Annotated in this window: 9 protein-coding genes; 6 read left to right on the top strand and 3 right to left on the bottom strand. The window is 46.8% G+C overall.

Features of this window, described 5'->3' with window-relative positions; all coding sequences use genetic code 11:
• From kdpA to ABL924_RS09780, 6 genes are all read left to right on the top strand, one after another.
• A partial coding sequence (gene kdpA, locus ABL924_RS09805; RefSeq protein WP_349026909.1) for a potassium-transporting ATPase subunit KdpA occupies positions 1-1,402 on the top strand: 1,402 nt, incomplete at its 5' end.
• A 26-nt stretch (positions 1,403-1,428) separates the two neighbouring features.
• Entirely contained in the window at positions 1,429-3,498 is a 2,070-nt protein-coding gene (gene kdpB / locus ABL924_RS09800) for a potassium-transporting ATPase subunit KdpB (protein ID WP_349026908.1), read from the top strand.
• A 14-nt stretch (positions 3,499-3,512) separates the two neighbouring features.
• On the top strand, positions 3,513-4,085 hold the full coding sequence (kdpC, locus tag ABL924_RS09795) for a potassium-transporting ATPase subunit KdpC (RefSeq protein WP_349026907.1): 573 nt from the start codon (positions 3,513-3,515) through the stop codon (positions 4,083-4,085).
• A gap of 305 nt (positions 4,086-4,390) precedes the next feature.
• Positions 4,391-5,119 (top strand): hypothetical protein, encoded by a 729-nt coding sequence (locus tag ABL924_RS09790; protein WP_349026906.1) that lies wholly within the window; start codon positions 4,391-4,393, stop codon positions 5,117-5,119.
• A 111-nt stretch (positions 5,120-5,230) separates the two neighbouring features.
• A complete protein-coding gene (locus ABL924_RS09785) occupies positions 5,231-7,978 on the top strand; it encodes a sensor histidine kinase KdpD (RefSeq protein WP_349026905.1) in 2,748 nt (915 codons plus the stop codon).
• Positions 7,971-8,675 carry a response regulator gene (locus tag ABL924_RS09780; protein WP_349026904.1) on the top strand — a complete coding sequence of 235 codons (705 nt, stop codon included), beginning with the start codon at positions 7,971-7,973 and terminating at the stop codon, positions 8,673-8,675. The genes ABL924_RS09785 and ABL924_RS09780 overlap by 8 nt, the downstream gene beginning before the upstream one ends.
• Before the next feature lie 510 nt (positions 8,676-9,185).
• Here ABL924_RS09780 and ABL924_RS09775 read toward each other — a convergent pair.
• The 3 genes from ABL924_RS09775 to ABL924_RS09765 are packed head-to-tail and all read right to left on the bottom strand — an operon-like array spanning position 9,186 to position 14,524.
• Entirely contained in the window at positions 9,186-9,923 is a 738-nt protein-coding gene (locus ABL924_RS09775; RefSeq protein ID WP_349026903.1) for a DUF2490 domain-containing protein, read from the bottom strand.
• A 57-nt stretch (positions 9,924-9,980) separates the two neighbouring features.
• On the bottom strand, positions 9,981-11,924 hold the full coding sequence (locus tag ABL924_RS09770) for a proton-conducting transporter membrane subunit (protein ID WP_349026902.1): 1,944 nt from the start codon (positions 11,922-11,924) through the stop codon (positions 9,981-9,983).
• Positions 11,921-14,524: a DUF2309 domain-containing protein gene (locus tag ABL924_RS09765; protein WP_349026901.1), complete on the bottom strand. Its 2,604-nt coding sequence runs from the start codon at positions 14,522-14,524 to the stop codon at positions 11,921-11,923. The genes ABL924_RS09770 and ABL924_RS09765 overlap by 4 nt, the downstream gene beginning before the upstream one ends.
• Between the last annotated feature and the right edge of the window lie 48 nt (positions 14,525-14,572).

The following is a 14,572-nucleotide window of genomic DNA, read 5'->3' as shown; positions in this document are numbered from 1 at the left end:
CAATTGGCAGGGATATTCGGGCGAAGTGACGATGAGTTACTTGACGCAAATGCTGGGGCTAACGGTGCAGAATTTTGTGTCCGCAGCAACCGGTATGGCCGTATTGGTAGCGATGATCCGTGGATTTCAGCGAAAAAATACAGCGACTATCGGTAATTTTTGGGTGGACTTGACCCGTGGGCTTTTGTACATACTCTTGCCTTTATCGCTGATCTTTTCATTCTTCCTGGTAAGCCAAGGCGTGGTGCAAACTTTCAAACCTTATGTCCAGATTCCCTTAGTTGAGCAGGTTCAAGCCAACCCGCAACCGGAACAGGCCAATACCCAAATAATTGCCGTAGGCCCGGCGGCATCCCAGGTCGCTATCAAGCAATTGGGTACGAATGGCGGTGGTTTTTTTAATACCAACTCCGCGCATCCTTTTGAAAACCCAACGCCGTTGTCGAATTTCCTCGAGTTGTTGGCGATTTTATTAATCCCCGCCGCCTTGTGTCACAGCTTTGGAACAATGATAAATGACACACGACAAGGCTGGGCGATTTTAACCACCATGACCTTAGTTTTGCTCGGCGCATTACTGGTAACGCTCCACTACGAGCAAGCAGGCAATCCGCTGTTGACGGCGTTAGGTGTCGATCAATCGCCCAGCCTAACGCAATCAGGTGGTAACATGGAAGGCAAGGAAACCCGCTTTGGTATAGTCAATTCAGTGCTTTGGGCAACGGCAACGACCGCCGCGTCAAATGGTTCTGTCAATGCCATGCATGATTCGTTTATGCCACTGAGTGGTATGGTGCCGATGTGCCTGATCCAGTTAGGTGAAGTGATTTTCGGTGGTGTCGGTTCCGGTCTCTATGGCATGTTGGTTTTCGCTATCATTGCCGTCTTTGTTGCCGGGTTGATGATTGGCCGTACGCCGGAATATCTGGGTAAAAAAATTGAAGCTTTCGAGATCAAAATGGCGGCTATCGTTATTTTAATTCCGGCATTCTTTATCTTGATGGGTACTGCTTTGGCGGTGCTAACGGATGCGGGCAAAGCAGGGATTGCCAATCCCGGCGCGCACGGCTTTAGTGAAATCCTATACGCTTTTTCTTCAGCGGCGGGTAATAACGGCAGCGCCTTTGCAGGCTTAAGCGCCAACACACCTTTTTACAATATTGTCCTAGGTATCATCATGTTGTTTGGTCGTTACGGGATCATTATCCCTGTGTTGGCGATCGCAGGATCATTGGCTGCCAAAAAGTCAGTACCGATCACAGTTGGCACCCTGCCTACCCATACCCCTCTATTTGTGCTGCTGTTGATTGCAACCATTTTATTGGTCGGCGCGTTAACCTTTGTGCCAGCATTGGCGTTAGGGCCGATTGTCGAACATTTACAGCTTATAAATCTGCACTAAGCCTATCTATTAAAAGGAGTTACCAGATGACGACCCTACATCATACACATCCGTTTATTACAAAAGTGCTTCTGATTGAAGCACTATTCGATACGTTGCGTAAATTAGCGCCGCAACAGCAATGGAAAAATCCGGTGATGTTTGTGGTTTATATTGGCAGTATTTTGACCACGGGCTTATGCCTGGAAAGTCTTTTCCGAGGCGATAATCAACAACTCGGATTCATGTTTGCGATAACCTTTTGGCTTTGGTTTACCGTCTTATTTGCCAATTTTGCCGAAAGCATTGCCGAAGGACGCAGCAAAGCCCAGGCGGCATCGCTGCGCGGTGCAAAACGGGAACTCATGGCAAAGAAACTGGATGAACCACGTTACGGCAACAACTACGCTAAAGTGGTCAGTACGTCATTGAGACGGGATGATATTGTTTTAATCGAAGCAGGCGATTTTGTGCCTGCGGACGGTGAAGTCATCGAAGGAGCTGCATCGGTCGATGAAAGCGCTATTACCGGGGAAAGTGCGCCGGTCATCCGCGAATCCGGCGGAGACTTTAGTTCCGTCACGGGAGGGACACGGGTATTGTCCGATTGGCTGGTGGTGCGCGTAACCGTTAACCCAGGTGAAGCGTTTCTCGACCGGATGATATCGATGGTGGAAAGTGCCTCACGGCAAAAAACGCCTAACGAAATTGCCTTGACAATATTACTGGTGGCGTTGACCTTAATTTTTTTGCTAACCACAGTGACCTTATTGCCTTATTCGATTTACAGTGTGGGCATTGCAAAATCAGGCACGCCCGTTTCGATTACCGTGCTGGTCGCGCTATTGGTTTGTTTGATACCGACCACGATAGGCGGTTTGTTGTCTGCGATTGGTGTCGCCGGTATTGGTCGGATGATGCAAAAAAACGTGATTGCCACCTCGGGGAGAGCCATTGAAGCGGCAGGGGATGTGGATGTGTTGTTGCTCGACAAAACGGGCACAATTACCTTAGGTAATCGTCAAGCCTCTGGCTTTTATCCCCTTGGCGGCATCAGCGAAAAAGAACTGGCAGACTCAGCCCAGTTAGCCACCTTAGCTGACGAAACGCCGGAAGGCCGCAGTATTATCATTTTAGCCAAACAAAAATTCGCGCTACGGGAACGCAATATCCAAGAATTAGGCGCTACCTTTGTCGCGTTCAGCGCGCAAACCCGAATGAGTGGCGTTAACATCGGCGACCGTCAAATCCGTAAAGGTGCAGCGGATGCTATTCGCGCGTATGTTGAATCGCAACAGGGAAAGTTTCCGGATGAAGCAAAAAATCTGGCTGATAACGTGGCACGTAGGGGTAGCACACCGTTATTAGTGGCTGAAGGTGGTCGTGTATTAGGTGTAATTGAACTCAAAGATACCGTAAAAGGCGGCATCAAGGAACGTTTTGTTGAGCTACGACGTATGGGCATTAAAACCATCATGATAACCGGTGACAACCGTTTGACCGCAGCCGCCATTGCAGCGGAAGCCGGGGTCGATGATTTTCTGGCGGAGGCAACTCCGGAAGCCAAACTTAAGCTCATCCGCGAGCAACAGGCGGAAGGCCGCTTGGTCGCAATGACCGGAGATGGCACCAACGATGCGCCTGCACTAGCCCAGGCTGATGTGGCGGTGGCGATGAACTCAGGTACGCAAGCTGCTAAGGAAGCCGGCAATATGGTCGATTTAGACTCAAATCCAACAAAACTGATCGAAATCGTCGAAACCGGCAAGCAAATGCTGATGACGCGCGGTGCGTTAACGACTTTCAGTTTAGCGAACGATTTGGCGAAATATTTTGCGATTGTCCCTGCCGCTTTTGCGAGTACTTATCCTGAATTGGGGGCGCTTAATATAATGGGTCTTAGTAGTCCGGACAATGCTATCCTTGCCGCCGTCATTTTTAACGCCCTGATCATCGTTGCGTTAATCCCTTTAGCATTAAAAGGTGTCGCGTATCGCCCGCAAAGCGCTGAAGTCTTACTTCGCAATAATTTACTCATCTACGGCGGCGGCGGTGTGATTGTGCCTTTCATCGGGATCAAGTTAATCGATCTCGGCTTGACAGCCTTAGTGCTTTAACGGAGGAAAGTATCATGACTCAACAACTCAAACCTGCATTACTTATGCTCGTGTTTTTTACGTTCTTAACCGGTATTGCCTATCCGCTGTTAGTGACCTTTGGCGCACAAATGCTATTTTCGAATCAGGCCAACGGCAGTTTAATCGTCAACAAGGCGCATATTGCTGGGTCTGAACTTATCGGGCAACCCTTCTCCCGACCCGATTATTTTTGGGGACGCCCTTCTGCGACTTCGCCTAGCCCTTATAATGCAGGCGCTTCGAGTGGTTCTAACCAAGGGCCGTCCAATCCAACCTTAGTAGACTCAGTCAAATCCCGTATTGCGACTTTGCAGGTCGTCGATCCTGAAAATAAAACACCTGTTCCGGTTGACCTGATCGCCGCTTCAGCCAGTGGCCTTGATCCGCACATTAGCCCTGCTGCGGCCGAGTATCAAGTCAACCGTATCGCCAAAGCGCGTAAAATTGACCCGGAAAAACTTCGGCAATTGATGAAGTCGCATATTGAGGGACGGCTATGGGGGTTGCTAGGAGAGCCGCGAGTTAATGTCCTGAAATTAAATCTGGCTTTGGTTGCTGCTCACTAGGCCGACCAGGATGTGACATGGATTTTTGGTGAATATTTCTTGGATTGATTTTCTGTCTAAAGGATTAAACGAAATCGAGCTTAAACTAAGTTAGTAGGCTAAATTATGGAACCAAAAACTAAGAAAAGATTTTTCGCAATCTTGCCCGGGCTAATAACACTTACTGTTTTGGGCGCTTTCACACTGTATGGCATCCTCTATAAGGCGGGTTACAATCCATTCGAGACCCAGTCTATTAAGAGCGACTTAGTCTCTAAGATGCGGATTAATCTACTCGAAGCTAATGCGGCTGAAAAAACGCTGTCTTGGCTATTTCCGACGAGGAATCAGAAGCATTTGCCACTCAAGCTCGCCAAGCTGCCGAAAGCTTGGAAAAAAAACGAAAGGAACTCGAATCCATCATCCAGCAAGGCAAGCACCCAAAAGAGACAGAAATGGTTAATGAATTCAATATTTGCTGGTCGCAATATAGAAAATTAGACGAAACGATCCTGAACCTAGCAATCCAAAACACCAATCTCAAGGCCCAAAAAATATCCTCAACACAATGCGCCCAAGAAATTGTACGATTTGAAGAGAGCTTGAACCGAATAATCCAGCGGGACAATAAGAATAATCAATGCAGTGAGGCTGTCATGCCTGCGCATGAAGCACTCACAGCCAGCTTTAAAATATTTGCCCTCCACAAACCCCATATTGAAGAGGCGGATGACAAACAGATGGATAAAATTGAACAAAGCATCAAATCTTATGACGGATCAGCTAAAAAAGCCCTTAATACTCTGAGCGGTATTGCTGCATTAAGGGATAATTCAGACCTGAAAAACGCACAGACAGCATACGGTCGGTTCATGAACCTGACTAACGAAGTCTTAAGGCTTTCTCGTCTGAATACCAATATCAAGTCAACAGAACTATCCCTGGGCAAGAAAAGGTTGATTTCTTCACAATGCCAGGAAATTCTCACTACGCTCCAGGCTACAGTTCAAGCCCAGGGTAATTATTCGCTTCCCCGTTTGAAAAAGGGGAAATAAACATTTACTGATAAACAGTTTCAACGCGACTAGGTAGAGGATGCCGAAATCGCCCTTAAAATTGGTTACCTAAATGCAAATTATGCACATAAGATCGACGAATCAAACATCATGAGTAGCGAACGCCCAAATCCTGATGTATTACTCGCCCGTGTGGAACGTGAGGAACAACAGAGCAAACGTGGCCGATTAAAAATATTTTTCGGGGCAGCCGCAGGTGTCGGTAAAACCTACGCCATGCTTTTAGCCGCCCATGACAAACGGCTAAAAGGCATGGATGTAGTTGTGGGGCTGGTCGAAACCCATAATCGCCAAGAAACCATTGCCGTCTTACAAGGATTAGATGTCTTGCCGCCTAAGTTGGTGCAACATCGAGGGACTGTGCAACGTGAGTTTGATTTGGATGGCGCACTAAAACGCAATCCGACTTTAATTTTAATCGATGAGTTAGCCCACAGTAATGCGTTAGGTTGCCGTCACCCGAAACGCTGGCAGGATATTGACGAACTCTTGAAGGCGGGTATTGATGTTTATAGCACCCTAAACGTTCAACATTTGGAAAGCCTGAATGACGACATCAACCAGGTTACTGGGGTACAGGTAACGGAAACAGTCCCCGATACGGTTTTTGAACTTGCCGATGAAATTGAGTTAATCGATTTGCCGCCCGACGACTTATTGATTCGCCTGAAAGAAGGCAAAGTTTACATACCCCAGCAAGCCGAACGGGCAATGCAAAACTTCTTTCGCAAAGGCAACCTGATTGCATTGCGGGAATTATCGCTACGGCTTACCGCTGACCGGGTTGATGCCCAAATGCTGGATTACCGGGATGATAATGCCATCCGGGATATATGGCAGATCGGTGAATGCATCTTGATTTGTATCGGCCCTAACGCGATTGCTGAACGGTTGGTACGCGCAGGTAAACGCTTGGCAGCAAGCCTGCATGCACAATGTATCGTCGCTTATGTCGAAACCCCAAAACTTCAGCGTTTAACTCCCGAACAACGCGATGAAGTGCTGCGCGTATTACGTTTTGCCGAAACCTTGGGCGCAGAGACGGCGACGCTATCTGGGCTGGTTATTAGCGAAGAAATATTGAATTTTGCTAAGAATCGCAATGTCACCAAAATTGTGTTGGGCAAACCGAGCCGGAGGGGTTGGAAGCGGTGGTTATTAGGTTCAATGGTCGATGTGCTGATTTCTGAGGCGCATAATATCAACATTTATTTATTGGGCAGTCCAGCGGGTTTTAAAAGTGATGAATTAGCTTCACTAAAAAATGGAACTAAAACTAAATCGACGCGCTTTTATTATCCTACTGGGGATAGGTCTAAAAAACGATGGTTAGGGCTGGGATGGGCAATAGGTACGACCACGTGCTGTAGCCTGATTAGCTGGTTGATGACCGGGCGATTTGAACTCGCGAATATTGTGATGGTTTATTTGCTGGGTGTGGTTTTTGTGGCTGCCCGTTTTGGCCGTGAAGCATCCATTCTGACTTCTTTTTTAAGCGTCCTGGCATTTGATTTTTTCTTTGTAGACCCTATCCATACGTTCTCAGTTGCGGATGCCCAATATTTGGTTACCTTTGTGATTATGCTGCTGGTTGGTGTGGTTATCAGCCACCTGACGAGCAATATGCGGGCGCAAACCAAAGTTGCCGCACATCGGGAAAGGCGCGCCAAAGTTTTATATGCCTTAAGCGAAGAGCTGGCTGTCAGCCGCACATTGACTGACGCGGCAAAAATTGCTGTACGGCATATTCAGGCTGAATTCGGAGGCACCAATGTGTTGTTGTTGCCATCTGAGGGTGGTCGCGTCATTTATCCATTAGAGTCGCCATTATCGGAATCTTTACGGGGTTGCGATCTTGGAGTTGCCCAATGGGTTTTCGATCATGGACAAATTGCAGGCCAGGGTACAGATACGTTACCGGGTGCTAATGCTGTGTATTTCCCGATGACTGGCTATCGGGGCGTAATTGGCGTGCTGGCTTTACGTGCTGCCAATTTACGACGGGTGTTTCTGCCCGAGCAGCGACGGTTGCTGGATACCTTCATCAATCAAATTGTGCAAACGATTGAACGTGTGCGTCTCTCTGAAGATGCACAGCAATCCCAAATACGTATTGAATCGGAATCATTGCGTAATTCTTTGCTTAGTGCGATTTCGCATGACTTACGGACACCATTGGCATCCATTGTAGGCGCAGCCAGTACGCTAGTAGATAAAGATACCCAGCTTTTGCAAGCGGATCGGCAAGAATTAGGGCTTACGATTTACGATGAAGCACTGCGGATGTCGAATTTGACCAACAACATCCTGGACATGGCGCGTCTGGATGCTGGGAAAGCACAACTTAATCGGCAATGGTATCCTTTAGATGAAATTATCGGCGGCGCTTTAGCTCGACTACATAAGAAGCTTGAAAGCCGGATAGTGAATACCAAGCTTCCTGAAGGTTTATGTTTAGTACGTCTCGATGCCGTTTTGATGGAACAAGTGCTGATAAATTTATTGGAAAATGCCTGTAAATACACACCATCTGGAAGCCCCATTGATATTTCAGCGGAACGGTCAGTGCATACCTTAAAAGTGACCGTTGCCGACCGAGGTCAGGGCATCCCAGTTGGGGAAGAAGAAAAGTTGTTCGACAAATTTTATCGCTTAGACAGGGAAAGCTCCCAAAGCGGAGTGGGCTTGGGTTTGTCGATCTGCAAGGCGATAGTGATTGCCCACGGTGGCCTGATTGGGGCAAATAATCGCCCTGAAGGCGGTGCAGAGTTTTATTTTGTCTTGCCGATGGATGAGACGCTGCCAGAACTGGAAGCAGAAGCCCATCAAGATGGATAGCATAAAATCAATCATCGTGGTTATCGAAGATGACCCCCAAATCTGCCGTTTTTTACGGACGAGCTTAAGTGCAAGTGGGTTTGTTTTATTCGAAGCTAATACGGGCGAACAAGGTTTGGTTGAAGTATCCACCCGAAAGCCTGATCTAGTCATTCTCGATCTGGGCTTACCACGTATGGATGGAATTACAGTCATCAACAAAGTACGGGAATGGTCGAGTGTGCCTATTATCGTCTTATCGGCAAGAAGTCAGGAACAAGACAAGATAACCGCATTGGATGCCGGGGCGGACGATTATCTGACCAAACCATTCAGCATAGGCGAATTATTGGCCAGGATTCGGGTAGCCATTCGCCACATCAATCAAGTTAAACCCGGCAGTACGGAAACTGAATTTTGCGAAGGCGATTTACGGGTTGATTTATCCCGCCGTCAGGTTTTTATCGGCGAGCGGGAAATCCACTTAACACCCATCGAATACCGGCTTTTGAATGCGTTAGTCTGTCATGCGGGTAAGGTGATGACGCACCGACAATTACTGTTAAATGTGTGGGGGGCAGCCTATGTGGAACACGACCATTATGTGCGGATTTATATGGGACAACTGCGCCAAAAACTAGAAGCAGACTCAACTAAACCGCGCTATTTGCTGACCGAAACCGGTATTGGTTATCGTTTAGCTAGTAGTGAATTATAATTTTGATTAAATAACGGCTTTGCTAATGGCTTAGGTTCATTCCGAAAGCACCATATTAAGCGGTTTGGAGAATATCCCTTGGGCTTGGGCGGGGAAGTTGAGCCGCTAAACCACAAAAAGTTTTCTGATTAGCAAGATGCTTCAGCTAAAAAGAACTGATCCCCTCTCCCACGGGGAGAGGGCTAGGGTGAGGGGTTCAATAAGGCTTTTTGCTTTTTAGATCCCCTCATCCCAACCTTCTCCCGAAGGGAGAAGGGGCTACCCAGCGTTTGGCTGAAGCATCTTGCTAATCAGGAAAATTTTTGACCTATAATTCGTTATTGCTCCGGCCTTTTAAAGTTTTAAGTCAAGCTAATTGAATATATTGATGCGCATGGCTTTAATTCAGAAATAATTCAAACTTCACAAGACCGAATCTATAGATTAGGTCAATTCCTGCTAAAAATCGGAATATCAGCTTTGGCAATCAGAAAAGTCAAATGCTGCCACGTTATCCAGTGACAGGACAGGTTAAAAGTTGATAAACACCGAACCCATAATTAAATGGCGCATGGTGTTATTCGTGTGTGTTGCATCGTCCAGATACTGATTCATATACCCTGCTTCAGCCCGAAAGTTTTTATTGAAAGTCCAGCCAAGGCCAGCAAATGCACGGTTTTGGTCGACACCTGACTGGCCACCGACTTTGGTGGAATTAACGCGTATGAAAAACTCATCCCAAGCAATCAAACTTAGGCGCGGCTCGAACTCCATCGGGTGCATGAAGCGAATCATCTGGCGTGGACGAAAACGCACATCGCTGCCTTGGATGAAGTTGCTTTCGATCATCGTCCTAAAACTAAAAGTTCCGATGTCAGTTGGCAAAACATAGCGGAACGCCGGCCAGACATCTTGCTGGTTAACATAATGCTTACCCAGATTTTGTGTCGGTAACCAGGTATAACCCGCCCAAATTGTAGCTCGGTCACTGAGCGAATAACCCACCGCAGTACGCACCATGCCCTGATAGAAATGATCCCAGTTGTCATTAATGCGGGCTTGTCCCTCTATCCAAACTCGGCCTTTTGATAGCTTTGAATTAATAAAGCCTAAGCTTCCTTCACCAACCATTTGTGCCCAACTGCCTGCATCCTGAGTTATATCGTCGTTGGCCACTAAAGCGTCCACCGCTAAAGCAGGTGTTAACATGCTGACAGAACACATAGTAGCCGCTGCCATCGCCAATGCTTTCATTTTTTTCTTAATCATATTTATTGTCTTATTTATAGGTTGATAGTTCGTACACTGTTTCCTATTTGAAATAGGCTAGTTCCTTCCCTGGATAGTGTGAGGCTGTGTTTCTTTAAACGATTGTTTGATTTCATTAGTGATAATTCTATGTTCTGTGCATATCTCAGTAGGCCTACCCATGCACAACCGTTGAAATACACGGGCACCGGCAATACCATTGATGATGAAAGCAATGGTGATAGGCAAGGCAAACCACGGATCATGACTAGTAGCATGCGAAAGTAACAGATCTTCACCCAAAAATGCCGGAGAAATCGGGAAGCCAACCAAACAAAGGAAACTTATAAATAATAACAATGATAACCTGGGCTGAGTTTCCGCCATTGCCTGATAGGTGAATAGCGACTCCGAAGGATCTTGATTTTTGAGCAACTTATGCAAAACGATTATCCCCAATAACCAGGCGGGGATGATGCCGCTTAAAAATATTGCGACATCCAGTTTAGCTAAGGGATTTATAAAGAGTACTGCGATTCCCGCCAGAATGGAGCTTAAAGTGATTGCATTCCAAACACTAACAGGTTTGTTTTGTTGTCCGAATGCACTGAGTGAGGCGAATACCATGCCGACAGCTATTGGGATAGACAAATACTTTCTGTCAACGCCAACACCTTCAAAGGCAAACAGGATTAGCATGGCGCCAGCCAACCCAAACAGTGCTTTTACCCAAGGATTGGTGTTGTTTATTGCTACACCCATTCGTTTTAAAGGCTCCCACACCAAAGCGCGTATCACAAGTTCCAGATTGCCTTCCTGTAAGGAGAAAACATATAGTGTGTTCTGCAAGACTTCCGGTAAGGTGTTCCGTATTGACACAGGTAAAAAAGAAAATTTAGCTTTACTATTGATATAGAAATCCGTATCAGCGGAACCTTCCAGCCTCAGTAAATGGGCGACAATGGACGGGGAAACCAGGAGTTGATAGCAGCGCAAGAATGCGTTACCCAGAAAATGCACAAGCACTAAGGTATCTAGACCCAAAGAAAGTTCGATAAACATAAAGCCTACTTGGGTAATCGAAGCATAAGCGATTTGGCCCTTAATATTTGACTGCGTTTTTTCCGACACACTGGCGATAACCACGGTGAGCAAACCGATCATGAATACGAGAAACCGGGTCAAATAATGGTAAGACCAAATCGGGTCGGTCCTTAACAATAAAAACACGCCCAAATGCACCGACAACGCCCCGTAAAAGATGGCACTGGACGGCGTTGGTCCTTCCATCGCCCTAGGCAACCAAAAGCAAAAAGGGAATTGCGCCGATTTGCCTGATGCCCCAATAATAATCAAAGTCGATAGCAATAACAGCGAACCGTAACCTGCAGGTGGAAATGAAGCATGATTAAACAGGTTGGCCAATTGGCTGAAATGCTGGCTTTCGTGGAATAACAGATGACTCATCCAAGAACCCAATAGCAAGCCAATATCGCAAAATCGGTACACGGTATAAGCCCTTAGCGAATTACGTACAGGTTGGACGCGATGCCGGTAGAAGGCAATCAACAGGAACGAAGACATGCCGACAATTTCCCAACCGGCAAACAGGATGTCTATCGAACCCGATAAAATTACCAGATTCAAGCCGAACACGAAACTGAAAATCGTCAGGAAAAACCGTTTGTAACCGCTTTCACGGTGTAAATACACAAGGCAATACTTGACGATGATGGAAAATATCGCCCAGACACAGCCAAGGTAAACAGCACTAATCCGATCAAAGTAGAGCAAGATGGGGAACTTGTAGTCATCGGCAGCATACAGCGTAAACCATTCAAATTCGTGGTTGGGAAAATCATTTTTTACCCACAAAACAACCAGGGAAACAATCGCAACGCCCATTGCATGGCTGCACCAGAAGCTGATCGCCGCTATTTTCTTTTCCTTATTGGGGGACAAGAAAATCAACAAAAAGCCCAGCAAAGGCAGCAGCAAGCTGGCTAACATTAATCCATTCATGAGTGGCTCCTAATAAGTTGATGGACAGGAATAGTCTCCGTTTGACCGACGAAAATGTCTTCTGATCGGACTGCGGTTGGAGTCTTAAGGTCAGCGGGCAGATTGATAGATTCCCACAGGCCATCGTTGTACAAAAACTGTTCCTTGGTTATGGGGTGGCAGGACACCAAACGCACCCAGTCGTTATCTAGCCATTCTTTAAGGTCTCCGATATTTGCCAAAGCCTTATCCAGAATGGCGCAGGTTTGTTCGGCGACGATCAGCAACCTTGCAGGTTCATGCACTTCAATCATTTGTTGCGGTAAGCCAGTACGCAAATCGCCTTCGACACCGTTAGCGACACCCAACAAACCGATTACATTGTGCGGCAGTTTAGTACCTGCTCCGTAAACAGAATTGTCTATACATGAGAACAGGTATTCAAGGTTAATGCCGCCACACACGGGGATAATTGCAGACAGGATTCTTACCATGATATTACCAGCGGCATCTTTATCTGGATCGTAAGAATGTAGAAAAGCGCGTCTGTCCATAAACAAATCGCTGGTCAGTTTTCTTCTGCCGACAATGCAGTACAGGTTATTGGAATGGTTATACTCGGGACGTGGCTCGAATATGGATGTAGCCCTTGCTGTCACATGGTCATGCGCTTTGTTAACGCTGTTAGACTTTGGTGCTAATTCAAACCAGCGGCAACGTTCGTGTGCATTACGTTGTAAAGCAGTTTCCATGGTCTTTTGGAAATCGGACAAGCCTTCTGCTGGATTTTGTTCCAGTAAGTGATTATCGAAATACGTTATTTCATCGCGGCTGGTATTGTGCAGGGCGGCGACAAAGCGAGTTCCGCCAGGAATATCAATGCCACGTCCGTACAGGATTTTTCTCACCTCTTCATTATTCGCCATCCACGCGAATGCGCGTGCGTTAGGCGCACCCGGCTTGCCGGAACAAGCGCCGCAGTCATACGCAGCAAAGTGCGGATTGTTGACACTGCTGGAGCCATGCGCGACGATGACGACCAAGGGCGAAAAATGATTGGTCAAGCCAATATTGGTCAGCAGTCCGCCGACTTTATCCGCCATTTCCGAATAAGAAAATCCTAAAAGATACCCGTCTTCTGTTGGCGTATCATTTTCCCTAAGCAAATGGAGCTGGGTATGGGAATCGACTTCGCTTAGCATCTTGAGCTTAGGCAATTTTGAACCAGGACGAAACACATCCCATGCCATTCGTGCAGCGTAACCTAGCCCCAAGGTTTGGGTATACAACCAACCCCGTAATACCGAATGCGATTTGAAATGCAAATGGGAAATGGCATCCGCTTTAGATTCACCTTCTGGTTTAGCTTCTTGCCCAACTTCTCTAATCAAATGCTTGGGCGTGATAATCACCGGACATTGCGCGACTGGATACGCATCGTCCAAGCCTTGATAAAGAAAATCGATGCCAAAAAATCCAGCCGCCCCAAAGGTTTCAATGCCGGAGTCAATTTGTTCCAGATAACGCCGTAACGAACATTCCCGATCATCAATACAAAAGAATGCTTGCACGTAAGGCCTAACTTTGGCACTTGGTGTGGTGATTCCTTGAGGCTTTAGGGCAGCCAGCAATTCGGTGTGCAACGACCACTCCATCGCTTCATGCCAGACCTTTAGATATAAAGGTACTTCTGGTTTAGGCAGCCCATCCTTGAGCAAAGTTGTTCCTTTAGGCAAAGAAATGCTGGCAACGCTTAAAAAACCAACACCCTTTTTCTTATGCAGAAACGCAAGTTCACAAACCAGCTCCACGGCTATCAGCTCCTTCAAGGAAATCTTGCGGGGATCAAGCAGGGAGCGAGGATTCTCCTCAACAATCCGCACCATACCCGCCCAACCTGGATGCGCCAATAACATTTCCAACAGGTATTGTTCATAAAGCTCACTATCGCCTACGATTTTTTCCAGGCAAATTTGGATAACGTGGTCAGATTCTTTGCTTAATAGTTCACGGACAATGGGTTCTTGCAATGGATAGAGCGGTAATAAGCTATTTTGGGCAAGCCGCATCACGCAATCCCAAAAGCATTCTCCCTCTTTGGGTAGTGTCCAACGGCTGATACCCTGATCCAAAAAATTGCCCAGTAAACGAAACAAGATGGGATGCACCAATACGTTGAGTTCCAGCTCAAGCTGGATTAACCAAGCATTGCGTATACCATGGTTAGCGAGGGAAACAGGGGAGTAATGACTGAGATTGTCCTGCTCAAACAAGGTTTGCTTGATGGTTTCCAGTTGTTTTCCTGAATATCCTGTGCGTCCTAAAGCCCAGCCTATCGCGAAATCCTTGATGCGCCCCTGACGGTACATTTTTTGATAATGCGCCATCGGCAAGTAGCTACGCGCTCCGAACATTTTTCCTGCCAACGCCACGCCTTCATGAAAAGGCAAATGCTGCACAGCATGTAAGGTGTTGTGATGGATGAAATCTTTAATAGGGCCTTGGGCAGGTAACCAGTGTGCGATATGGTCTATGGCCTTATCCAAATCAAACACAGTCTTAGCTTGCATTGCAGAGCCATGACTAACCAATGGGACGGTTATCTCTATTTCATTAAGCATATCGTTATCTTTTAACCTCGGTATTGTGGTCAGAGTGGCTATGTTTAG

The sequence above is a fragment of the Methyloglobulus sp. genome (assembly GCF_040079455.1).
In the GTDB taxonomy this organism is placed as follows: domain Bacteria; phylum Pseudomonadota; class Gammaproteobacteria; order Methylococcales; family Methylomonadaceae; genus Methyloglobulus.
The sequence above is the reverse complement of the archived record's forward strand: the minus strand, read 5'-3'. Positions and strand labels throughout refer to the sequence as shown.